This window comes from Streptomyces sp. NPDC032745, assembly GCF_055579465.1.
The window spans coordinates 286282-308781 of the sequence record NZ_JBVING010000009.1 but is presented as its reverse complement, the minus strand read 5'-3'; the positions used below and the strand labels follow the sequence as shown (position 1 = coordinate 308781).

Sequence of the window (22500 nt, the reverse complement as noted above, 5' to 3'; positions counted from 1 at the left end):
CTCTCTCCCGCCTGCCCGAGCCCGCCCCACCGCCGCGGCCGACACCGTTCCCGAGGCGGACCGTGCAGCTGGCGCCGACCGACCCGCCCCCGCCGCCCGCGAGGCATCAGGCCAGGACCGGCACGCCGAGCCGGCACCCCGTCGGACGGCCGCAGCGCAGCCGCGCAAGGCCACCCCGCCGAGGCGCGTCGTGCGCCCCGTCGCCAAGCCCAAGGCAAAGGCCCGGCGGCAGTACCCCCGAGGAATGCGCGATGGCGAAGTCCGGCAGTCCGGCGATGGTGAGGACGGTCGCCTGGAGCATGATGAGCAGCCTTCGCCCCCCTCAGTCGGTTGAGTGACCTGCAGCGTCGAGCGTCCGGTTGAGTTGGTGGAGGTGGTCGGCGGCTTCGGATGTGCGGGGGTTGTTGAGCCGGACGAGCGATTGGCGTGCGGCGGTCAGGGCTGCGTGGGCTTCGTGGTGGCGCGCGAGATGGCGCAGGACGATGCCGAGGTCGAGGCGGGCCGGTTCGCTCCAGGCGGGCATCTGCGCTGCCTGGAAGTGGGTGAGTGCGTAGCTCAGGGGGTGTTCTGCTTCGTTCCATCGGTGGAGGGCGGCGAGGTCGTTGCCGATGTGCTGGCGGGTTACGGCGAGGTAGAGGCCGATCAGTTCCTGGGGCTTTCCGGGGACGCCGGCTTGGCAGATGGCTTCGCTGCGGTGGTGGATGGTCAGGGCTTCCTCGGCGCGGCCGGTCTGGCGCAGGTACTGGCCGAGGGTGTTGAGGACGGTGAGTTCGGCGAGGCGGCTCTGTGGGCCGGTCTGCCTGCTGAGGTGGGAGGCGGCTGCTTGGAGCCAGGTGATGGATTCGCTGGTTCGTCCGAGCCGGTGGAGCACGCCGGCGGCGTAGCCCAGGGCCCAGCCGACCTGGAGCTGGTCGCCGCTTTCGCGCGCTGCGGCCAGGGCCGCCTGTGCGGTGGTCAGGGCGGCGGTGTGGTCGTAGAGACACATGTTGTAGACCCAGACCAGGTAGTTGAGGTGGACGGCCTCGTCGCGTTTGCTGCCCAGGGCGCGGGCAGAGTCGGCGGCCCACTGGAAGAACCTGTGCCCACGCTTCCCAGTGCGGGGTGCGGTCGGATAACCAGTGCATCGCCTCGGCGGTATCGATGACCTGTTGGTGCAGGCCGCGGGCTTGGGCGCGGCCCAGGGCGGCGAGCCACTGGGCCTTCTCGGCCTCCAGCCAGACCCGTGCCTGTTCGTGGTCGACGGGTGCGGTGGCGGGATCGGGGTCGGGGGTGGGGCTGGTGTCCGGGTGGGGTGCGGTGTCAAAGAGGTGGGCTGGGCTGCGGCCGTCGCGCGGTGCAGTGTCCAGAGGTCGGCCCGGTTCTGGGCGGCGATGGTCTGTGCAGGCTCGCCCTCTTCGGCGAGTTGTTCGGCGGCGAGGAGGTGGAGGAGGTCGTGGAAGCGGTAGCGGTCGGTGGTGGGGTGGGGCTGGAGCAGTCCGGCGTCGGTGAGGTCGTGTGCGCATTTGGCGGCTTCGCGCAGGGGCAGTCCTGCCAGGAGGGCGGCGCTCTGAGGGCTGAAGTCGGGGCCGGCGGCGAGCGAGGCGCGGCGGAAGACGGTGCGGGTGGATGGGGGGGCAGTTGCCGATAGGACAGGGCGAAGGCTGCGCGGACCTGCAGTGAGCCGGCTTGCAGGGTGTCCAGGCGTGTGGTGTTTTCGGCGAGCTGGGTTGCGAGTTTGGTGAGGTGTTCGCCGGGGCGGGCGGCGAGGCGTTGTGCGGCGATGCGGACGGCGAGAGGGAGGTGGCCGCACAGGTCGGGGAGGGCGCGGGCGGCCTGGCTCTCGCGGCGCACCCGTTCGGGGCCGATGACGCGGGTGAGGAGTTCGACGGCTTCCTCGCGGCGCAGCAGCGTGAGTTCGGGGCGGTGGACTGCTTCGAGGCGGGCCAGGGTGTTGCGGCTGGTGATGACGGTGAGGGTGGCGCTGTGGCCGGGCAGCAGGGGGCGGACTTGGTTCTCGTCGGCGGCGTTGTCCAGGAGGAGGATCCGGCGGTCGCGCAGCAGGGAGCGCAGGAGGCCGCTGCGGTCCTCGGTGGTGGTGGGGATGGCGCTGTCGGCGGTGCCGAGGGCGCGCAGGAGCCGGGCGAGCGCGTCGCGCGGCGGGGTGAGGTGGGGGTCCATGCCGCGCAGGTCGATGGCGTACTGGCCGTGCGGGAAGTGGGGGCGAGGGTGTGGGCGGCGTGGACGGCGAAGGCGGTCTTGCCAAGGCCGGGCTGTCCGCTGACCACGGCAACGGGTGGGTGAGCGGGGTCGAGGTGTTCGGCCAGGGCACGGAGCCGGTCCAGGGCAAGGCCGCTGGCAGTGAAGTCGCCGAGGTCGCACGGCAGTTGGAGGGTTGAGGGACGGGCTGTGTCTCTGACTGGGTGGCGGGCCCGGCTCCGGAGCGGGGGCGGCCGAGGCTGGCGGCGTGTTCCAGTTCGGCGGCGGCCGCATCGTCCAGGTCCAGGGCGGTGGCCAGGGCTTGGACGGTGCGGCGCTGCGGCCCCCCGGGAGCGTCCGCGTTCCAGGTCCGAAAGGGCCCGCACGCTCAACCCCGCGGTCTGCGCCAGCTCCTCCTGGCTGAGCCCTGCACCCGTTCGCAGAGCATGCAGGCGCGCGGCGAACCCTCGTTACTCATGACTCGGATCCCCTGGTCGGCGTGGTCGAGGCAGCTCAGCGCGCTCGCGCATCAACGCAATGGCCTGCACGTTCCGCTCGGCGGCAATGAGGCGGTCCACCTCTACCCGGACGTCGACCGAGAGTCTGTCCCACAAGGCTTTCTCCATACCCGCATTGAACCCCTCAGCCGATCCGAGCCACACCACGACCCTGAGTCGCCGCCTTACCAAACACCATCTACGGGATAGAGCGCTCTTTTAGGCCACCGAGGACGGTCTCATCGCGATCTTCAGGCCGGCCCGCGTCCGCACAAGCCAGGAGTCTTCAAGGCAGGCCCCTGCGCCTGACGCAATGCGCCTGCCTGGAGGCGACTGACAACTGACCGGCATCGCTGCTCTTGACCGGTGCACGTGATGCCGCGGACGGCTCACGGAACCTGGACCGGGGGGACGACCTCCGCTCAGTGAACCCTTCTCGGTAACATCTCGTTACGGTTCGTGATCTTTCTTCAGGTGGTGCGGCCGCGCTCCAGCTGGGGCAGGACGAGGGCGGCTCGGGCGATCCGGGTGATGCCGCTTGGGTCGAGGCTGACACGGAGCGCAGAGCCTTGAAGGTGACCTTGAGCAAGGCGTTGGCCCGCTCGACGACCGCATCAACGCCTCCAATGACCGAGTTGAACGTCCCCTGCGCGTCGTCGAGTTCGCCGCCATTGGGCTTCGTGACCGGGTGGCGGAAGCCGTCGCCGACATTCTCGTAGCCGAGGTCGGTCAGGGTGGGAATGTCCAGCGTGGAGGCGAGCCGGTTGAGGGCGTCGACCAGGCCGAGGGTGCGGGCGCAGGTGGTGTCATGCTCGCGGCCGGGGCGGACCGGGGAGACCCAGATCGGCCAGCCGTCGGGGGCGGAGATGACCTGGACGTTGCCGCCGTGGTGCTTGTGCTTCCCGGACCACCAGAGGTCCGGCGCTGTTGGGGCCGGGGGCGGCGATGCGGTCGGTACGGATGACGGTGCCGTCCAGATTGAGATGGTGTGGCCGGCGGCCACCGCCCGTTCCAGCGCGGTGGACAGATCCGGGGCGTGGTCGGCGAGTACGGTCAGCCCCTCGTGCACGTAGCGGTACGCGGTGGGTACCGATACCCCGTTGTCCCGGGCGAGTTGGGTCAGCCGGGTTCCATCGACGGACCACCGCAGCATCAGGACACCCTGCTTGAAGGCGCCCAGGGACCGCGTGTCCTTGCGGGTGCCGAGCCGTTTGCGATGCTCGCGCAAGAGCCGGGCGAGCGTCTCGGCGGTCTCCCTTCCGGTGTCGAGTGTTGCGGTGCAGGTGATGCTGGTCAACGCGTGAAGCCTCTGGGTTCCGGAACGTGATCTTCGCAGACCTGTTCCCGCCAGGGGCTTCTCGCGTATCTGATGCCGGGTCAAGCCCGTCTGATCACCCCAGTCGGTCAAGAAGATCGCGGATCTGTCGGACGGGCGGCCCAGCCAATACTCTGAGCTCCGTCCGCACTATCTGGGAGAGTCATGACAAGTAGGTTCACCGAGTTGGCCGTTGACTGCCACGATCCGGAGAGGCTCGCGGCCTTCTGGTGCGAGGTCCTGGACTTCAAGGTGATCGACCGGAGCGAGGGCAAGGTCGAGATCGGCTCCTGGGTGCCGACCGTCGAGGATGTCCGGGCCCGCCAGATGCCGCCCACCCTGCTGTTCATCCAGGTGCCCGAGGGCAAGACCGTGAAGAACCGGCTTCACCTCGATGTCAGCCCGATCGACGGCAGCACCGAGGACGAGGTGACCAGATTGCTCGGCCTCGGCGCCACCAAGACGGATGCGGGCCAGGGCTCAGACGGAAACTGGGTAGTCATGGCAGACCCCGAGGGCAACGAGTTCGACGTCCTACGCACCCTGGCACCGCAGAACTAGGCCGCCAGCGGGCACCCGCACCCTGTCACACACCGCAACCGTCACGTTGCCGAGAAGACCTCAGTTGCTCCGCGCGCCGGCGTAGCAACGGAGCCAGTTCCAGGCATCAGCCGCGGCCGACCGCCTGGAGCATCTCGGCGAGGGCGATCTGCTGACCTCAGCCATGCTCCCGTGGGGAGCATCGCTGAGGTCAGCGGCCCCAGCGCAGCGCTGCCGTCTGCACCGGCGCGTCCCACAGCCGCAGCATTTCCTCGTCGGCCCGGCACAGCGTCACCGAGCACCCCGCCATGTCCAACGAGGTGACGTAGTTCCCCACGAGGGTCCGGGCCACCGGGACGCCCCGAGCCGCCAGCACCCGGGCCACCTCCGCGTGGAAGCCGTACAGCTCCAGCAGCGGCGTTGCGCCCATCCCGTTCACCAGGGCCAGTACCGGCCCGTCGGCGGCCGGGGTCGCGTTCGCCATGTCGTCCAGCACGGAGCCCACCGCGACCTCCGCGATCTCCCCCGCCGGCATCATCGGGCGCCGCTCCCGGCCCGGCTCGCCGTGGATCCCGATGCCCAGCTCCAGCTCGCCGTCCGGCAGGTCGAAGGTGGGACTGCCCTTGGCAGGAGTGGTGCAGGCGCTCAGCGCCACGCCGAAGCTGCCCGAGGCCTCGTTGACCCGTCGGGCGACCGCGGCGACCTGCTCCAGCGGCGCACCCTCCTCCGCCGCTGCCCCGGCGATCTTCTCAACGAAGAGCGTGGCCCCGGTGCCGCGACGCCCGGCGGTGTAGAGGCTGTCGGTCACGGCGACGTCGTCGTTGACCAGCACCCGCTCGACCCGGATGCCGTCCTCCTCGGCGAGCTCGGCGGCCATGTCGAAGTTCAATACGTCCCCGGTGTAATTCTTGACGACGAACAGCACCCCCTGGCCGGAATCCACGGCCTTGGCCGCCCGCACCATCTGGTCGGGCACGGGGGAAGTGAACACCTCGCCCGGACAGGCGGCGGACAACATTCCGTATCCGACGAAGCCGGCGTGCAAGGGCTCGTGTCCGGAGCCGCCACCGGAGACGAGACCGACCCGCCCGCCCTGCCGCGCGTCCCGCCGTACGACGACCCGGGCGTCGGCGTCCACGTCCAGTTCCGGGTGGGCCGCGGCCAGCCCGCGCAGGGCGTCCGCGACCACGGTCTGCGGACTGTTGATCAACATCTTCATCGTGTGCCTCCCGGTCGGAGCCGGCGGCTGAGCGGCCCGGCGCCGTCACGGAGCACCGAGCGCCGCGCGCCGGGCAGGCGCGTCAGCGAGGGCACGCCTTACAAACAGTGTGCTGCCATGCCGCGGACATCCGCGAGAACTCGGGCGACCGCCTCGCGGAAGGATCGGGGAAACCGAAGCGGGCACCGGCCTCCGCGGGACGGGGACCGCCCTCGCCTTTCCGGTACGGGCGACCCGTCTTACGCTGAACCGGGGGGCTCGGGGCAGTCGAATGCCGGTCTTCGGGCCGGCGGGAAGCGGGCACCCATGAAGGAGCGCCTCAAAGCACATGGGCTGGTCGGCGAGCTCTCGGCCGAATTCGCCGGCACCATGATCCTCATTCTCTTCGGCTGTGGTGTCGTGGCCCAGGTGGTCGCCGGCGGAGCCCTGACAGACCCCGCGGGCGGCCTCGGAAACCACGACAGCATCGCCTGGGCCTGGGGTCTCGGCGTGACCCTGGGCGTCTACGTCGCGGCAAGGCTGAGCGGCGCCCACCTCAATCCCGCGGTGACGGTCGCCCTGGCCACTTTCAAGGGCTTCCCGTGGAGCAGGGTGGCCCCGTACGCGCTGGCCCAGATCGCCGGAGCCTTCGTTGCCGCGCTGATCGTCCGCTGGAATTACACCGAGGCTCTGGCCAAGGCCGACCCCGGCCACACCATCAAGACGCAGGGCGTCTTCTCCACGCTCCCGGCCAACGGAAACCCGAACCTGCCGGTGACCGAGTGGGGCGCACTGCGCGACCAGATCATCGGCACCGCGATCCTGCTCCTGCTGATCTTCGCGGTCACGGACCTGCTGGGCACGCCTCCCGGCGCCAACCTGGCCCCGTTCATCGTCGGCCTGATCGTCGTGGCGATCGGCATGGCATGGGGCACCAACGCCGGGTACGCGATCAATCCGGCCCGTGACCTCGGCCCCCGCCTGGCCAGCTTCCTCACCGGGTACGGCGGGGCATGGAGAGATCAGTACGGCAACTTCTACTTCTGGGTGCCGATCATCGGCCCGTTCATCGGCGGTGTGCTGGGAGCGGGTATCTACAAGTTGCTCATCGGCAGGTTCCTGCCGACCGCCGAACCGGAGCCGCCCGGACGCGTACCGGCACCGGAAGAGAGCTGACCGGGTCCGCGGCGGGCGGGACACGGCACGGCCCGTCCCGTCCCGTCGCGGACGACAGCCCCCACACACGGCATCCCCAAGAGGAGGCGGCACCCATGGCTGACTTCGTCGGCGCAGTGGACCAGGGAACCACGAGCACCCGTTTCATGATCTTCGACCACGCCGGCAGCGAGGTGGCGCGGCACCAGCTGGAGCACTCCCAGATCCTCCCGCGCTCGGGGTGGGTCGAACACGATCCGGTGGAGATCTGGGAACGCACCAATTCGGTGATCCAGAACGCCCTCCGGCACGGAAACCTCGGCGCCTCCGACCTGGCGGCCGTCGGCATCACCAACCAGCGCGAGACGACCGTCGTCTGGGACCCCCGCACCGGCCGCCCTTACTACAACGCCATCGTCTGGCAGGACACCCGTACCGACTCCATCGCCGCGGCACTGGAGCGTGGCGGCCAGGGCGACGTCATCCGACGTAAAGCGGGACTGCCACCGGCCACCTACTTCTCCGGCGGAAAGATCCAGTGGATCCTGGAGAACGTCGACGGCGTGCGGGAGGCCGCCGAACAGGGCCACGCCCTCTTCGGCAACACCGACTGCTGGGTGCTGTGGAACCTCACCGGCGGACCCGACGGCGGCGTCCACGCCACCGACGTCACCAACGCCAGCCGCACCATGCTCATGGACCTGGAGACCCTCGACTGGGACGACGAACTGCTCGGCTTCTTCGGCGTACCCCGGGCCATGCTGCCCACCATCAACCCCTCCTCCCACCCGGAGGCGTACGGACGGACCCGCACCTCCCGGCCGCTGCGCGAGGCCATTCCCATCACCGGCGTCCTCGGCGACCAGCAGGCGGCCACCGTCGGGCAGGTCTGCTACGCGCCCGGCGAGGCGAAGAACACGTACGGAACCGGCAACTTCCTGGTGCTCAACACCGGGACGGAACTGGTCCGCTCGCAGCACGGCCTCCTGACCACCGTGGCGTACCAGTTCGGCGACAGCCCCGCGATCTATGCCCTCGAGGGATCCATCGCGGTCACCGGATCCGCCGTGCAATGGCTGCGCGACCAGTTGAAGATCATCGGTGACGCCGCCGAGAGCGAACGCCTGGCCCGCACCGTCGAGGACAGCGGCGGCATCTACTTCGTGCCCGCCTTCTCCGGCCTGTTCGCCCCGTACTGGCGCTCCGACGCCCGCGGCGCGATCGTCGGTCTGGCTCGCTACCACGACAACGGACACCTGGCGCGGGCCACCCTGGAGGCCATCTGCTACCAGAGCCGCGACGTGGTGGAAGCCATGGAGCAGGACTCCGGCGTCCACCTCGACGTGCTCAAGGTCGACGGCGGAGTCACGGCCAACGACCTGTGCATGCAGACCCAGGCCGATGTCCTCGGCGTACCGGTCAGCCGTCCCGTCGTCGCCGAGACGACCGCGCTCGGCGCCGCCTACGCGGCCGGGCTCGCCACCGGCTTCTGGCGCGACACGGACGAACTGCGCACCCACTGGCAGGAGTCCAAGCGCTGGGCGCCCGAGTGGTCGGAGGAACGGCGCGCGGAAGGGTACGAGGGCTGGAAGCGGGCGGTGGAGCGCACGCTCGACTGGGCCAAGGTCGAATAAGTTCCGGCCGATCCGGCCGCGCGCGCCCGCAGCACTGAGGAGGAGACCATGGTCGATCCGGTGGCCCTCTCACCGCAAGCCCGCACACAGGCCCTCGCCGACATGGGACAGGGCGAACTCGACGTCCTCGTCGTCGGAGGCGGCGTCGTCGGCAGCGGGTCCGCCCTGGACGCCGCCACCCGCGGCCTGAGCGTCGGACTCGTCGAAGCCCGCGACTGGGCCTCGGGTACGTCCAGCCGCTCCAGCAAGCTCATCCACGGCGGCCTGCGCTACCTGGAGATGCTCGACTTCCGCCTCGTCGCCGAGGCACTCAAGGAACGGGGCCTCCTGCTCCGGTTCCTCGCCCCCCACCTGGTACGTCCGGTGCCGTTCCTCTACCCCCTGCAACACCGCGTCACGGAGCGCCCGTACGTCGGCAGCGGCGTGCTGCTGTACGACGCGATGGCCCGGGCCTCCGGCACCTCCGGAGGTCTGCCCCACCACCGCCACCTGAGCAGGCACGGGGCCCTGCGCGAGGCACCTGCCCTGCGCTCCGACGCCCTGGTGGGCGCCATCCAGTACTGGGACGCCCAGGTCGACGACGCCCGGCACACCCTCTTCCTCGCCCGTACGGCCGCCTCGTACGGGGCGCTGACCGCCAACCGCACCCGCGTCAGCCGCTTCCTGCGACAGGGCGAGCGGGTCGTCGGCGCCGTCGTCACGGACCTGGAGAGCGGCAACGAGACGGAGGTGCGGGCCAAACAGGTCATCAACGCGACCGGGGTGTGGACGGACGACACCCAAGCCATGGCCGGGACGCGCGGCCAGTTCCACGTCCGCGCCTCCAAGGGCGTCCACCTGCTCGTCCCGCGCGACCGGATCAACTCCCGGACCGGGCTGATCCTGCGCACCGAGAAGAGCGTGCTGTTCGTCATCCCCTGGGGCCGGCACTGGATCATCGGAACCACAGACACCGACTGGACACTCGACAAGGCCCACCCCGCCCTCAGCTCCAAGGACGTCACCTACCTGCTGGAACACGTCAACAGCGTCCTGACCACCCCCCTGGCCCCCGAAGACGTCGAGGGCGTCTACGCCGGCCTACGCCCCCTGCTGTCCGGCGAGGCGGCGGAGACCAGCAAGCTGTCCCGGGAGCACCTCGTCGCCCATCCTGTGCCCGGACTCGTCGTGGTGGCGGGCGGCAAGTACACCACGTACCGGGTGATGGCCAAGGACGCGGTCGACGAGGCCGTCCGAGGCCTGGACGAGAAGGTTCCCGACTGCGTCACACACCGCGTTCCGCTGCTGGGCGCCGACGGCTACCTGGCGCTGTGGAACTCGCGGCAACGGCTTGCCAAGCGCTCCGGGCTCCATGTCGCCCGCATCGAACACCTCCTGAACCGCTACGGCTCCCTGGCGCCCGAACTGCTCGCCCTGGTGGCGGCCGAGCCCGCGCTCGGCGAGGCACTGCCGAGCTCCGACGACTATCTGAGGGTCGAGGCCGTGTACGCGGTAACGCACGAGGGAGCCCGCCACCTGGAGGACGTCCTCGCCCGGCGCACCCGGATCTCCATCGAGTCCTGGGACCGCGGGGTGGACGCGGCGCCGACCGTGGCCCAGCTGATGGCGCCCCACCTGGGATGGGACCGGGCGCACCAGGACCGCGAGGTCGACCACTACCTCAAGCGCGTCGCCGCCGAACGTGAGGCCCAGCAGCAGCCGGACGACCTGACCGCCGACGCTGTGCGGCTCGGCGCCCCCGACATCATCCCGGTGAACTGAACGGCCCACGGGGGTAAGTAGAAGGTGCCCGACCCGCTGGCAGACGCGCCCAGGGCAAGCAGGCGCAGCTGGTACTGCAACGGTGCCTGCCATGACGGTTGGGCAGGTCGGTCGTTGGTCAGGTCATGGGTGGGGAACTTGCTGATGCCCGGTCGTGGGCTGGTGAACTGAAGGCTTTGCACGAGCGTTTCCTGCACCGTTTCTCCAGGTCGGAGCCGCGAGAGTCGGCCACCAGCACTTTCCGCCGCGCCGGGGCAGGCGTGTGCTGGATGTCCGAACGCACAGCGGTCACCTTTGCCGAAGTCTGCGGTGGTTCCGCAGACGAGGCGCGGAGGTGGTGGGCACAAGCGCGAAAGGACCGGGCTCTTGGGGTCCTGCACGCCCCAAGAGGGCGCGGCCGAAGGCTGTCCGTACAAGAGGGCAGTTCGCCGCTGAGCTACGGCGGATGCATGCCCGAGCCGGCGCTCCGACGCTGCGCCAGCTCGAAACACTCGGCGGCAGAGACCACCTCGGCAGACACAGATAGCCGCGCACCGGAGTGTCGCTTGCATTGCGGAAACGAGGCACGCGTCTGCCTTCGGTCTCCATGCTGTGGGCGTTCCTTGAGGCATGCGGCGTACATGAATCTCAGGCGAGGAAGTGGTTGGTCGCTCGTCAGCGTTTGACACTGGCGAAAGAGCCACCGGACACCACACCCAGATAGTGCGGTCAACAGGTCAGCCCTGCTGCCGCAACGGCGGCGGCGCGAACTCACTCTGCGTCCCGTACGGCGCACAGCTGCGGAGTCACAGCAAGGGTCTCCCCCAGGCTCGTCGTCGCCTCGACCGCTGAACGCTCTGCGGCAGTCTGGGGCCAGCCTTGGGCACTGCGGAACCCGGTCTGCAGGCGGAATCGGCGAGTGCTGCTCAAACCTGGCCTCGCCGCTGGTTCTTCCAGCCCATCGCTTCCCGCTACGAACAGGGCTCCGTGATGGTGTAGGGGTCGCCACGGCACCGACCGGACCACACATGTCCTGCCCGCGGCTGGACGACGCCACCCCGGGCCCATCAGAGATCCAAAGCCTCTAATTACTAACGAATTAGAGGTGTCGTCGTCCGCGAGGGGCTTGCCCACCAGGCTCCGCGACCACTCCCCAAGATCTGTGCCAGACCTCAAAACTCGTCGACATGTTGAGGCACAGTGATCACCGATGGCCGCCCAAAGTCATCGACAAACGCTGTCCGCCTTCATGAACGAAACCACCGACTAAAAGCGCTGCCCGCCGTTCTCCGTGTCGAACGTGTAGAAGCGGTGATGGTCGAGCAGGTCGGCCGGGGTCACGTTGTTCCACGGGCTCAGGACGGACCGCAGGTCGACCACGTTCGCCGTCGGGACGGCGGGCAGGTAGCCCGACTTCGGGTGCTTCGCCTGCCACTCGGCCCACAGCTTGTCGATGAAGGCGTGGTGCAGCCAGAACACCGGGTCGTTGGGAGAGGCAGCGGAGGTCATCTGGCCGCCGACCCACACGTGCACCCGGTTGTGCAGGTTGACGCCCCGCCAGCCCTCCAGGGCGTTGCGGAACCCGTTCGAGGCGCTGTTCCAGGGGGCGAAGTCGTACACCGGCAGGGCGATAACGGAGTCCACGTCGGCCCGCGTCGGTAGCTGCGGGGTCCCGGAGCCGAGGCCGCGTCGCAGGTATGTGCGCCGGTCGACGCCCACCGTCAGGGCCCACTTGCCGCCTTGGAAGGCGAACGGCCCATCGAGTACTTGGCCGTCGCGCGCCCGGCGGGTGCCGCCCATGAAGTCGGAAGCCCATAGCGAGGAGTTGGCCGTACGGTCGGCCGTCCAGTCCCAGTAGGGAAGGGAGACGTTCTTGTCGATCCGCTGGAGCGCCGCCTCGAAGTCCAACAGGAACCGGCGGTGCCAGGGCAGGAAGGAGGGTGAGCGGTGGCCTGTCCGGTCGCCGAAGTCCGAGTCGTTCAGCAGGTACCAGTTGTGGGCGTTGACGTACCGGTCGTAGATGCCCGTCCGCTTGAGTTCGAGGACCGCGTTGACGAAGGCGCTCTTCTCATCCGGCGTGAGGGTGGCCTGATTCTTGCGGACGGTCACAGCTTGGCCTCTTTGGCAGTGAAGGGGACGAGGTCGGCGCCCTGGAGCTCGCGGACGGCGGCCCGGGCGGCCGAGACCGGGTCCGGGAAGGTCTCGTAGTGGTTGACGACGGTGACCCAGCTGCCATCGGCGTTGGGCATGATGTGCAGGTCGTTGCCGTCGACCTTGACCGTGGGCATCACCATGCCGTGGTGGCCGCCTGGGCCCACGGTGATCTGGATGCGGTGGCCCTCGTAGGTCTCGTCGATGGTGCCGGTGGGCAGGGAGACGGGCGCTCCGGACGGGCCGGCTACTCCCGAGGCGCCGGAGGCCCCGGCCGCCGGCGCCTCGGAGGTCGACTTGGACGAGCAGGCGGCCAGTCCGGCGGCCGCGGCAACGGCGGAGCCGAGCCCCAGCGCCTGTCGGCGAGTGATCATGTTCATGGCTTGAATATGTATCAGAAGTCTTCGAACATTCGATCGATGACTCGCACATTTACGGCCCGGCCGGGATGAAATGCCGGCGGGTGCGTGCCGGCGCCGAGGTCATCTTACGTGGCCATGACATCAGCCGCAGGCCAGGCCGGCCCTGCGGCTTCTCCCGGCTTGTCGCTACCGTCTTATCTGGATCGTCACGGATCCCAACTGGCGCAGGCACTCCTCGCGTAGCGACGGGGTCACGTGTCAGCGTCCCCACCACTCACGGGAAGGGGGCCGCGCTCGGGTGAGGGAAACCGGAAGAAGGCCGGGACCAGCAGCACACGTCCGAGGATGTGGGCGTACATGCCGGACGGGGACCAGATGCCCCAGGTTCCCGTCGTGCAGGTCCGCGGAAGGTCTGCGGATCTCGTCCAGGGCGTGGTCGTACTGGGTCCCGTCGCCCTTCTCGACGGGCAGGACGAGCACGATGCCGCGCACGGGCGGGATGACGGGACCGATTAGGTCATCCACCAGCTCCTGCGCTGCCAGGTCCGCGAGCGGGCCCGCCGATTACAGGACCCGACCCTGGTGGTGCTGGACACCCAGAGTGTCCGCGCGGCTGCCGGGGTCCCCGCCTCCACGACCGGCCGAGACGCCGCGAAACGAGTCCCGGTCGATGCCCTCGGGATCCAGGAAGACGCCGCCCGGGCCCTGGCGGACGATCTCCGCGGTCAGATCACCGAACTGCAGCTGCTGCCGAAGAACATCGAGGGCACCCGCGCAAAGCTGAACGCCTGGTCAAGCTCGACATCCTCACCGAGGCCGACGTCGGCAGCTTCACCAGGAAGCGGTAGCCCGCACCAGCCTCGCCTGCAACGGATATCACCCCACGAACCGCCCTCTTAAGGCGGGTCACAGCGTGGCGCCGGACGGTACCGGGCCCTGCCGGGTGTCATGGCGAGGTGAGGAGGAGCAACCCTGGCAGCGGACGGCTAAAAGAGCGTTTCATCCCGTAGATGGTGTTTGGTAAGGCGGCTGCTCAGGGTCGTGGTGTGGCTCGGATCGGCTGAGGGGTTCAATGCGGGTATGGAGAAAGCAGGGATGAGCCCTGCGCTGCGCGTGATCGTCGACCGGACGCCCGGGGCGAGCGCCGCGTCCGATGCGACGGCGAAATCCTCGGCCGCGCCGCCCAGGGGACCCGCCGATCTACTCGAGTTCCACTGCGGCGAGCCGGGCTGGACCCGGACGACTCCTGTTGCAGTTCTCCTGCGAGAGCGAACAGAGCTGTGGAAGCGGTCGGGGCGGGGCACAGGCCGACCAGTGCTGCACTTCCCCTACCAGTGCCAGAAGGATGCACCCGGCTCAACCCGCCGCTCACCGCGCAGACAGGCGGCGAGCTGTGAGCCTACCGTCGGAGGTGAGGGTAAAGACGGTGGGCTCCATCCTGCTGGTCACACGGGCCGTCTTCCCATAGGCCCGCAGGGCAAGATCCTCGGCCTTGCCGAAGTGGATGTCGGCCTCGGCCGCGTCGCCCCAGCTGTTGACACGCACGTGCGTCGACCAGCCCTCGATGCCCCCGTCGGTCCAGGGCCCCCAGCTGCGCTCCGGCATGAGCCCGGGCGCGCGGCCCTCCCGGACAGCGACCACGGCCCCGGCTGACAGCACCACCACGATGGCGGCGGCGCAGATCCCGACGAGGCGGGATGCGCGGGCAGGAGTACGGGGGCGGGTGCGACGGAACGAGAGCGGCACGGCGGTTCTCCTGTCGGACGGCCGGTCGAAACGGCCGGGGGCGGTCTTCGCCCGGGAAGAGGCAGACCACAGCGGAGGCGTTCCCTCCGCTGCCTCCCTTCCCGCTGCCGGGGCCCGGAGCAGGCCACTCCCGTCATCGATAGCCCCGCCAAATCGCCTTCAGCAGCGGTATCGACCGCTCGTGGTCCGCCTACTCCCGAGCCGGTGGGGCGGCCGGAGCGGGGTGGCCCGTACCAGAGGAGACGCGTGCCCGTACGCCGGACATCGGTCCGCGGGGTGGTTGGGCGGCCCGGTGCTACGGCCGCCAGAGCGCTCTGGTCACCGGGCCTCGCCCGCGCACGCCCTATCGACGCGGACTGACCCCCACCCTAAGGGCTGTCCCGTAATCCCCGGCGGGCGCGCGACGACAGCTGCGGCACCTCGCCGCGTTGTCGGAACGCCCGGATACGCCCAGTATGAGGACGCTCCTCCGCCTTGCGATGCACCGCATCTGACGCCGCGCGCTCATCCACCGGGGATTACGGGACAGCCCTTAGCCACGCCCAAGCACCGATCAGCAGCACAAGCACAGCATTCGACATCCCGCGTGAGACACACGGGCGAGGGTTGACGCCCGAACCCGCTAGACCAGTAACACATCCAGGACCTTGCGTCGGCGACCTCGACCGCATCCCGCCGCCGGACACAGCGCCGCGTTGGCCCCGCTCGTGCGGTGCGCCGGGAAGCACGGTGACCTGCGAGCCTGTGCGCCGTTGTGCCCGGCATGGACGAGACACTGGACCAGCTGGACACCCTCCTCGACGGCATGACCGAACCCCGCCTGAAACTGATCAGCGAAGACGAGGCACGGGCTCTGATGGTGCTCCTCGGGCTCCTGGATGACACCGCGCAGAGCGAGGAGATTCGTCGGGCCGCGGGCGAGATGCGGTTCCGGATCGGCTCACTCCTCGCCTGACCCTCCCCCGGCACCAGGCCGTGCTTGTCTACGGCGCTTCCTCGTCTTGAAGGCGCAGGTGGTCGGTCTGCTTCGCGAAGTCCGTGTCGGATCTGCGCCGGTCGTAGACCATCTCGGGCCGGATCCCGGCGGCGAGGGCTGCCTGGCGGAGCACGCCGTGGGCGGCGAGGTGCTCGTAGAAGGCGGTCCACTGTGCGTCGGTGACAGCGGCTCCTGGTTCCGGGGTGCTGCGGGTGGCGGTTGCCTGGTCCATGGCTTCGGCGAAGTCGGGATCGCGGCGGCGCCGCTGGTAGACCGTCGCGGTCGTGATGCCGACCTCAGCCGCGGCCTTCGTCGGCGCCATCCCGGCCCGCAGATACTCCAGGAACTGCCGGCGGCGCTCGGGCGTGAACCGGCAGGGCCGGCGCTCCGCCCGCTGCACGGTCGCGGCGGCCACTGCGTCGCATGCGGCGGCGAACGCCGGCTGCTCGCCGCGCCACGTGTTGGCCTGCCCGGCACCGTCGAACAGGATCTGGGACGCCAAGCTGGCAGACGCGCCCAGGGCCAGCAGGCGCAGCTAGGGCCTGTCTTTGGGAGTGCGGTGCGCATGGTGCTGCATGCCGGATCGAAATCCTGTGGCAGCAGCGCGCTCGCCCCGCAGCGGCTGATCGAGCGGGTCGTGGGCCTCGACGAGGCGGCAGCGCTGCTACCTGGCTTCGACCGGGCTTCCCCCGCCGGGATGACGATGATCGATCCGCTCCACGGCTGAGTCCACGGCGGACGCGGCCGGGGCGTGGCGGGCGTGGCGTCGGGATTTGTGCGGGTTGTCGGGTGATGATGGCGCAGTGCGACTTGATCACGTGTCCTATGCGGTGGCCCGCGACAGCTTCGTCTCGACGGTTCAGTGGATCGGATCGGCCCTCGGCGCCGGGTTCGTCGACGGGGGCGTGCACCCGCGATTCGGCACCCGCAATTTTATTCTCCCGCTGAGCGGCGGCACCTACGTCGAGGTCGTCACCACACTCGACCACCCCGCCGCCGACCGCGCACCCTTCGGCCAGGCGGTCGCGCGCCGCGCCGCCGAGGGCGGCGGCTGGCTCGGTTGGGTGGTCTCCGTCGACGACATCGCCCCGGTCGAGGCCCGCCTCGGCCGCACCTCGGCCGAGGGCCACCGTGTCCGCCCCGACGGGTTCGACCTGAGGTGGAAGCAGATCGGCCTGCTGGAACTGCTGGAGGACCCGCAACTGCCCTACTTCCTCGAGTGGTTGGTCCCCATCGAGGAGCGCCCGAGCTCCGACCCGCGCACCTCCACCACCATCCACGGGGTCTCCATCGCCGGCGACGCCGCCTCCATCGCCGAATTCCTCGGCGAACCGGCCGACCACCCCCTCGACCAGATCGACGTCACCTGGGTCGAGGATGAGGAACCGGGCCTGGTCTCGGTCGAGTTCGCCACCGCCCACGGCCCGGTCACGATCTGACCAGGGCCCGACTGCCCCGCGGGAGCAGCCGGCTGGGGTCTCCTGGCTAGCGCGTGTCTCATTGATGGGTTGGTCAGTTGATCGGATGTGTCTGCCCGATTAGTGATCACGGATGCGATGTGGGGCCGGATCGAGCCGCTGATGCCAGCCGATCCGGTCCGTGGACGGCGGTGGGCTGATCACCGCCGTCCGCTCGAGGCCATCGCGTGGAAGTACCGCACCAACTCGCCCTGGCGGGACCTGCCCGACGAGCTCGGCCCGTTCCAGACCGCCCACAAACGGCTGATCAGATGGGCCGTCGACGGAACCTGGCAGAACATCCTGACCGCCGTGCCGGCGGCCGCGGACGCCGGTGACGACATCGGCTGACCGTCTCGGTCGACTCCACCGTCGTCCGCGGCCACCAGCATTCCGCCGGAGCACGCAAAAGGGGCTAAGGCCGCAGCGAGCCCGCCGACCACGCCCTCGGACGCTCACGCGGCGGCCTGAGCACCAACGTCCACCTGGCCGCCGACGACCGTGCACGGCCCCTGGCCCTGACCGTCACCGCGGGCCAGGTCGGCGACGCACCCGCCTTCGAAGCGGTCATGGCCCCCATCCGCGTGCCACGAAGCGGGCCCGGCAGGCCCCGAACCCGGCCGTTGGCCGTGCTCGCAGACCAGGCCTACTCCTCCCGTGCCATCCGGACCCACCTGCGACGACGCGGGATCCGCGCGGTCATCCCGCAGCCGTCCGACCAGATCGGCCACCGCCTGCGGCGAGGACGCCGAGGCGGCCGCCCGCCCGGCTTCGACGCCGAGATCTACAAGCAGCGGAACAGCGTCGAACGCTGCATCAACCGCCTCAAGCAGTGGCTCGGCCTGGCCACACGATGCAACAAGCTCGCCATCGCCTACCAGGCAGCACTCCACCTCGCCGCCATCCTCATCTGGGCACGACGCTGGCCAAAGAGACAGAACCTAAGGGCTGTCCCGTAAACCCCGGCGGGCGCACGACGACAGCTACGGCGCCTCGCCGCGTTGTCGGAACGCCCGGATACGCCCGGTATGAGGACGCTCCTCCGCCTTGCGATGCACCGCATCTGACACCGCGCGCTGATCCACCGGGGATTACGGGACAGCACTTAGACCACGAAGTAGCCAAGTACGACGCTAAGTCACACCGCCGAGCGGCCGGTGACCTGCACACACTCGCTGGAGTGGCAAAAGAGGCGTCGGCCAGCTCGACAGTTCATCACGCCGGGCGGTCAGGCATTCGCAGAAGTCGTCCCGGAAGAGCGACGCCACAACGAACGCATCCCGCTGGCCATCGTGATGCAGCAGACTCATTCCCTCACGGCCTCCGTGCTGGTCAGGTGCATCCTTGGTCGGAGCACAGGATCAGGCGAAGGCCGTGGTACCAGCCGCCACTCCTGATTTGTGCCGTTCACGCAGTCCCACTGACCACAGCGGCGTTGTTCTGGACGCTTGCGCCACTGACCGACAGACACTTGCCGCTGTTCACGGCAGCCACCGTGTAGTAACCAGCGCTGGAAGCCACCAGCTTCCACTGCTGATTCGGGGCGTCCAGGCAGTCCCACTGGACCGCGGCGGCGCCATTGGCGGTGCTCACACCTGCTACCGATACGCACTTCTGGCTGTTGCAGGCCACCAACTGGGCGGTGAACGTGGCGGCTGACGCGGTGGACGCCTGCGCACAGGTGAGCAGACCCACAGCCACAAGGGTGGTCGCGGTGGCTGCCAGGTAGGGAACTTCACAGTGCCTCCAGGTGCAGAACGAACTGACAGTCACCATTGGTAGCGATTTCGGCTACATAATGTATGCAGTCGAGTTCATGCGGCACCTGAAGGTATGAAATATGGATGGGATGGGACCGGAATAGCCGGTCCGATCCGCTAGCTGCAGGCGAAAGATCGATCCTCCAGGGCATAGGCAACTTCGATCAGGACAATGCAGCCTTCGGTGTGATCGCTCGACCTTCGGTGTGACGGGACACCAGACCATAAAGCACAAGCTAAGCGGCTGAACCGCCCATGCGCGGACTGCTTCGAGGTGCCCAGGGCACCCGCGATCTCCTCCCACGAGTAGTCGCTACGCGCCGTCTGAACGTCCTCGGCCTGCCAGATGTCCGCCATCGACTTCAGCAGCGTCGCGGCGTGGACGACGGCCAGCGGGCGGACCTCGCCACCCTCGTACTGCGCCGGCCCCATCAAACCCGTCACCGCGTCGTGCAACGCGACCACCAAGCGATGCACGTCCTCAGGCATGGTGTCGGCCAGGGCCACCGGGTTCACCCTCCCGGAGCGCCTGATTCACCGGCGAAACGCCACTGCACACCCGCAGTCCATCCCCAGGTCCGGAGCAAACCCCGCCCGTGGAAGCCCCCGCCACACGCGCCGAAGGCGCGCCTCGGTCCGGGACGAGCACCTCCCGCGCCCCCTCAACCGGTGGTTTCACCGCGTGAGGACCATGAAGGCCGTGGCGGCGCCCCTAGCTTCGGGTGTGCCGACGGCCCGGGGAGGCCGCCGGCACCATCACAGAGGGGAAGAAACTGCACATGCCCATGAGCAAGAAGACCCGCGCAGCCGTGTGGACCAGCGTCGCCCTCGGACTCCTCGCCGGCGGAACATGGGCGGGGACAGCGGTGGCCGCACCCCCCGGCTCCGCGAAGGTGACCGCCCCCTACGCGCAGGCCGCGGCCGTGGTCAACGCCAACGGCAGCGTCAACCGGTCCAAGGGCATCGAAGCCGTCACCAAGCCCGCGGCGGGCCACTACTGCGTCGAGCTGGAGGACAAGGACCTCGACATCCGCAAGCTCGTCCCCACCGCCACCCTGCAGTACATCAGCTTCGAATACGACATCCGGATCTCCATGTGGCCGCACCCCTCGTGCGGGACCCGCACCGACACCTTCCTCGTCATCACCGGAAAGCCCGGCGTCTACGAAGACGCCTCCTTCTCCATCGTCGTCCCCTAACCCCCTCCCCAGGGCTGCGGACGGGGACGGCAGGTACCCCTGCCCAATGCCCCAGCCCGCGGCCCGTCCCCGCATCGAAACGAAGGTCAGGGGCTGCATCCAGCCGCCAGCCCCACCCGGTACCGCGGCCGCTCAGCCGGCGGCCGCGGCCGGACCCTCACCAAACCCGGGAACGTCCCCCACGCTCACGTCCAGGCGCAGCCACTGGAAGCACAGCGGGTGGCGGAAGACGCCGCCGTGGTCGATGGCCCGGTCGGCGCTGATCTCGGCGACCAGGCCGGGTGGACTAGGGCGGTGTCCAGGACGTCGCGGCTCCCCCACGTCGCGGAGAAGCGCACGCCCTCCCACAGGTGTCCGGGAGCGGCCGGGGTGAGGTGCTCGGCGACCTGCCGGGCGGTATACGGGCGCAGCGGTACGGTGTGGCCGACGCAGCCGGCCGTCCCGGGCGTGGCGGCCGAGGACGAGGAGCTGCGGGCGGGTCGGGCTGCGCGGCCGGCGTGCCAGCGACTGCAGTTCTGCGGCAGATCGTCATCGGCGTGGGCCGCCGCCACCGGAAGCTGCGCACCCCCGGCCATCAGAGCCGCGACCGCCACGGCCCGCCCTCCCGCCAGCGCCGCCCGCACCGTCGCTCTCCCACAGCAGCAACCCCTTCACCAAGCGGAGCACAACACGCACGTCGCGAACGCACCACTGCTGCCACCCGCACCGCCGGCACCACCACCGCCTCCACCACCGCCGGCACCCTTGAAGTTGCTGTTGTGCCCGCCGCCTCCACCACCCCCGCAACCCCCCGAACCGCCGCCACCACCCCACAGGGAGAACGTGACGCGCTTCGTCCCCACCGGCGCGGTCCAGTACACCGGTTCACCGGACTTACTGAACACCTCGGTACCCGACACCGCCTGCGCAGCGGCCGTCGCGGACATCGCCTGAGGAACCACCGCCGCCGGTGAGGCCGATGCTCCAGGTGCTGCCCTCCAGGAATCCTGCTGCTGATCAAGAACACGCGACATGACCACTCCCTCCGAACACCCCAACCCCGAACCCGGCGAACCGCGACCGAGCCGCCAGCCGGCCGGGCTTACACCCGGCCAACACCGCAAGCCCTCCAGAGGTGCCGCCAAGCCACCCACACGAGAATGGCTGCGTAGGTGAGAGCGGAGAGCGAATGTCGGTGAGTCCTGGCATCGGTTCGCCCTCAAGAGGCCTCGGAATGTCGGTGAGAAGTAGCAGCACACGGCAGCGGTAGGGCCGTCGGCCAAGTGGGTCAGCACTCGATTCGGCGCTTCCACCACGGAAGATCGGGGGCCTCGAAGGGGTTATTGACCGTGCGTCGGAGAATCTGGTCATCCACGGGCGCGATGACTGCACGCAGTTCGCGTCGTGCCTTCGTGCGGAGAAGCCGGAGCGTGAGCTCAAGCAGGGTGCGGACGTGGTAATAGCCGCTCCGCAGGTCGGTGTCGTCGTATCCGTAGAAGGGAGTGACATCCCTTCGTGGCCTTCGGGCAGTGGAACTCCATCGGCGAAGCGCGTGTGCGACCTCGCCGGCTGGGAGCCCATGGATGCGTTCGAAGTGTGCGATCTGCCTGTTCGCGGATGCGGACAGCCCTCGGATCACGGGAGCCCGACGATGCCTGACTCGGTTGGCCCGGCGTGGGAGCTGAGCCCTGATCTCGCCCGGTGACCGGCGAGGCATGAACACTTCCAGATAGGAAGACGGTAGGTCCGCCGACGGTAGACCGCTTCAGTGCCCAAGATCAAGGCTGAGGGAAGTTCCGGCGGTCAGATGCTCAGCCAGCGACGGCTTGCTGTTCGGCGCGAGCGCGGGTGGTGGCGAGGCGGTAGGAGTCGGTGCCGGTCTCGATGATGTTGCCGCCGAAGGTGAGGCGATCGACGATGGCCGCGCAAAGACGCGGGTCGGTGAACGTCTTTGTCCAGCCAGAGAAGGACTCGTTCGAGGCGATCGCCACGCTGTTCTTTTCCTCCCGCTCGGTCAAAACCTGGAAGAGGAGCTCGGCGCCACGCCGGTCGAGTTCCATGTAGCCGAGCTCGTCGATGCACAAAAGATCAACGCGGCCGTAGCGGGCGATGGTCTTGGTCAGCTGCTTCTCGTCTGCAGCCTCGACGAGCTCGTTGACCAGCTTCGTCGCCAGCACGTACTTGACCCGGTAGCCAGCCATCGCGGCTTCGGTCCCGAGGGCGATCAGCAGGTGGGACTTGCCGGTGCCGGAGTCGCCGATCAGGCAGAGCGGCAGGCTCTTCTTGATCCATTCACACTTGGCGAGGGTATGGATCATGGCCGCGTCGATGCTGGGGTTCGCGTCGAAGTCGAACTTTCGCAGGGACTTGTCGCGGGGGAACCCGGCGGCCTTGATGCGGCGTTCGGAGCGGCGGCGGGCCCGGTCGTCGCACTCGGCAAGGAGGAGTTCGGCGAGGAAGCCGAGGTAGGACATCTGCTCGCGTTCGGCTGTCGCGACGAGCTCGGGGAACTGGGACCGGATGGTGGGCAGCCGCAGCATCCTGCATGCCTGGTCGACCGCGGCAGTGGCGGCCTGCTCGGTGAGTCCTCGCTGGCGGGGGAAGGTCACAGTCGTT

Annotated in this window: 21 protein-coding genes and 3 pseudogenes; 12 read left to right on the top strand and 12 right to left on the bottom strand. The window is 69.2% G+C overall.

Annotation, left to right across the window (positions count from 1 at the left end):
• Window positions 1-322: 322 nt before the first annotated feature.
• Together ACZ5WG_RS24675 and ACZ5WG_RS24670 are read right to left on the bottom strand one after the other, a co-directional pair.
• The gene (locus tag ACZ5WG_RS24675; RefSeq protein WP_468725937.1) at window positions 323-985 is read right to left on the bottom strand and encodes a tetratricopeptide repeat protein; all 663 of its coding nucleotides are present in this window, start codon (window positions 983-985) and stop codon (window positions 323-325) included.
• Window positions 986-1299: 314 nt separating this feature from the next.
• Complete coding sequence (locus ACZ5WG_RS24670) at window positions 1300-2157, bottom strand: hypothetical protein (protein ID WP_468725936.1); 858 nt, start codon at window positions 2155-2157, stop codon at window positions 1300-1302.
• Window positions 2158-2216: 59 nt separating this feature from the next.
• Here ACZ5WG_RS24670 and ACZ5WG_RS24665 point away from each other — a divergent pair, with 59 nt between their 5' ends.
• The gene (locus ACZ5WG_RS24665) at window positions 2217-2375 is read left to right on the top strand and encodes a hypothetical protein (protein WP_468725934.1); all 159 of its coding nucleotides are present in this window, start codon (window positions 2217-2219) and stop codon (window positions 2373-2375) included.
• 767 nt (window positions 2376-3142) lie between these two features.
• On the opposite strand, the pseudogene ACZ5WG_RS24660 reads toward ACZ5WG_RS24665, so the two are convergent.
• Window positions 3143-3969: pseudogene (locus ACZ5WG_RS24660) on the bottom strand (transposase family protein).
• Window positions 3970-4152: 183 nt separating this feature from the next.
• On the opposite strand from ACZ5WG_RS24660, the gene ACZ5WG_RS24655 reads away from it, so the two are divergent.
• Entirely contained in the window at window positions 4153-4548 is a 396-nt protein-coding gene (locus tag ACZ5WG_RS24655; protein WP_468725932.1) for a VOC family protein, read from the top strand.
• A gap of 190 nt (window positions 4549-4738) precedes the next feature.
• Here the strand turns inward: ACZ5WG_RS24655 and dhaK are convergent, their stop codons facing one another.
• Window positions 4739-5746: a dihydroxyacetone kinase subunit DhaK gene (gene dhaK, locus ACZ5WG_RS24650; protein WP_468725930.1), complete on the bottom strand. Its 1008-nt coding sequence runs from the start codon at window positions 5744-5746 to the stop codon at window positions 4739-4741.
• Window positions 5747-6052: 306 nt separating this feature from the next.
• On the opposite strand from dhaK, the gene ACZ5WG_RS24645 reads away from it, so the two are divergent.
• The 3 genes from ACZ5WG_RS24645 (at window position 6053) to ACZ5WG_RS24635 (ending at window position 10275) form a co-directional block, all read left to right on the top strand.
• On the top strand, window positions 6053-6901 hold the full coding sequence (locus ACZ5WG_RS24645; protein ID WP_468725929.1) for an MIP/aquaporin family protein: 849 nt from the start codon (window positions 6053-6055) through the stop codon (window positions 6899-6901).
• Between the two features lie 95 nt (window positions 6902-6996).
• Window positions 6997-8514 carry a glycerol kinase GlpK gene (gene glpK / locus ACZ5WG_RS24640; protein WP_468725927.1) on the top strand — a complete coding sequence of 506 codons (1518 nt, stop codon included), beginning with the start codon at window positions 6997-6999 and terminating at the stop codon, window positions 8512-8514.
• A 48-nt stretch (window positions 8515-8562) separates the two neighbouring features.
• Window positions 8563-10275, top strand: a complete 1713-nt coding sequence (locus ACZ5WG_RS24635) for a glycerol-3-phosphate dehydrogenase/oxidase (RefSeq protein WP_468725925.1) — start codon at window positions 8563-8565, stop codon at window positions 10273-10275.
• 1245 nt (window positions 10276-11520) lie between these two features.
• Here the strand turns inward: ACZ5WG_RS24635 and melC2 are convergent.
• Window positions 11521-12363, bottom strand: a complete 843-nt coding sequence (melC2, locus tag ACZ5WG_RS24630; protein WP_468725924.1) for a tyrosinase MelC2 — start codon at window positions 12361-12363, stop codon at window positions 11521-11523.
• Window positions 12360-12785, bottom strand: a complete 426-nt coding sequence (gene melC1, locus ACZ5WG_RS24625) for an apotyrosinase chaperone MelC1 (protein WP_351777689.1) — start codon at window positions 12783-12785, stop codon at window positions 12360-12362. Before melC1 ends, melC2 begins: the two co-directional genes overlap by 4 nt.
• 339 nt (window positions 12786-13124) lie before the next feature.
• On the opposite strand from melC1, the gene ACZ5WG_RS24620 reads away from it, so the two are divergent.
• Window positions 13125-13283, top strand: a complete 159-nt coding sequence (locus ACZ5WG_RS24620; RefSeq protein ID WP_468725996.1) for a hypothetical protein — start codon at window positions 13125-13127, stop codon at window positions 13281-13283.
• Window positions 13263-13544 (top strand): annotated as a pseudogene (locus ACZ5WG_RS24615) (IS5/IS1182 family transposase); the annotation flags it as partial. The gene ACZ5WG_RS24620 and the pseudogene ACZ5WG_RS24615, both read left to right, overlap by 21 nt.
• A gap of 591 nt (window positions 13545-14135) precedes the next feature.
• On the opposite strand, the gene ACZ5WG_RS24610 reads toward ACZ5WG_RS24615, so the two are convergent.
• The gene (locus tag ACZ5WG_RS24610; RefSeq protein ID WP_468725923.1) at window positions 14136-14513 is read right to left on the bottom strand and encodes a hypothetical protein; all 378 of its coding nucleotides are present in this window, start codon (window positions 14511-14513) and stop codon (window positions 14136-14138) included.
• 763 nt (window positions 14514-15276) lie between these two features.
• Here ACZ5WG_RS24610 and ACZ5WG_RS24605 point away from each other — a divergent pair.
• Window positions 15277-15468, top strand: coding sequence for a hypothetical protein (locus ACZ5WG_RS24605; RefSeq protein ID WP_468725921.1), 192 nt, complete (start codon window positions 15277-15279; stop codon window positions 15466-15468).
• Between the two features lie 28 nt (window positions 15469-15496).
• On the opposite strand, the gene ACZ5WG_RS24600 is transcribed toward ACZ5WG_RS24605, so the two are convergent.
• Window positions 15497-15991: a hypothetical protein gene (locus tag ACZ5WG_RS24600; protein ID WP_468725920.1), complete on the bottom strand. Its 495-nt coding sequence runs from the start codon at window positions 15989-15991 to the stop codon at window positions 15497-15499.
• 63 nt (window positions 15992-16054) lie between these two features.
• On the opposite strand from ACZ5WG_RS24600, the gene ACZ5WG_RS24595 reads away from it, so the two are divergent.
• The 3 genes and pseudogenes from ACZ5WG_RS24595 to ACZ5WG_RS24585 all read left to right on the top strand — a co-directional run bounded on the left by ACZ5WG_RS24595 (window position 16055) and on the right by ACZ5WG_RS24585 (window position 17905).
• Complete coding sequence (locus tag ACZ5WG_RS24595) at window positions 16055-16216, top strand: hypothetical protein (RefSeq protein WP_468725919.1); 162 nt, start codon at window positions 16055-16057, stop codon at window positions 16214-16216.
• Window positions 16217-16292: 76 nt separating this feature from the next.
• On the top strand, window positions 16293-16928 hold the full coding sequence (locus ACZ5WG_RS24590) for a VOC family protein (RefSeq protein ID WP_468725917.1): 636 nt from the start codon (window positions 16293-16295) through the stop codon (window positions 16926-16928).
• An 87-nt stretch (window positions 16929-17015) separates the two neighbouring features.
• Window positions 17016-17905: pseudogene (locus ACZ5WG_RS24585) on the top strand (IS5 family transposase).
• A 448-nt stretch (window positions 17906-18353) separates the two neighbouring features.
• On the opposite strand, the gene ACZ5WG_RS24580 reads toward ACZ5WG_RS24585, so the two are convergent.
• Both ACZ5WG_RS24580 and ACZ5WG_RS24575 read right to left on the bottom strand, forming a co-directional pair.
• The gene (locus tag ACZ5WG_RS24580) at window positions 18354-18641 is read right to left on the bottom strand and encodes an RICIN domain-containing protein (protein WP_468725915.1); all 288 of its coding nucleotides are present in this window, start codon (window positions 18639-18641) and stop codon (window positions 18354-18356) included.
• 182 nt (window positions 18642-18823) lie between these two features.
• A complete protein-coding gene (locus ACZ5WG_RS24575) occupies window positions 18824-19213 on the bottom strand; it encodes a hypothetical protein (RefSeq protein ID WP_468725913.1) in 390 nt (129 codons plus the stop codon).
• Between the two features lie 272 nt (window positions 19214-19485).
• Between ACZ5WG_RS24575 and ACZ5WG_RS24570 the strand changes: the two genes are divergently transcribed.
• Window positions 19486-19905 carry a hypothetical protein gene (locus ACZ5WG_RS24570; RefSeq protein ID WP_030862712.1) on the top strand — a complete coding sequence of 140 codons (420 nt, stop codon included), beginning with the start codon at window positions 19486-19488 and terminating at the stop codon, window positions 19903-19905.
• 185 nt (window positions 19906-20090) lie between these two features.
• On the opposite strand, the gene ACZ5WG_RS24565 is transcribed toward ACZ5WG_RS24570, so the two are convergent.
• Complete coding sequence (locus tag ACZ5WG_RS24565) at window positions 20091-20498, bottom strand: hypothetical protein (RefSeq protein ID WP_468725912.1); 408 nt, start codon at window positions 20496-20498, stop codon at window positions 20091-20093.
• A gap of 1197 nt (window positions 20499-21695) precedes the next feature.
• On the bottom strand, window positions 21696-22493 hold the full coding sequence (gene istB / locus ACZ5WG_RS24560; protein WP_468725910.1) for an IS21-like element helper ATPase IstB: 798 nt from the start codon (window positions 22491-22493) through the stop codon (window positions 21696-21698).
• Window positions 22494-22500: the final 7 nt, after the last annotated feature.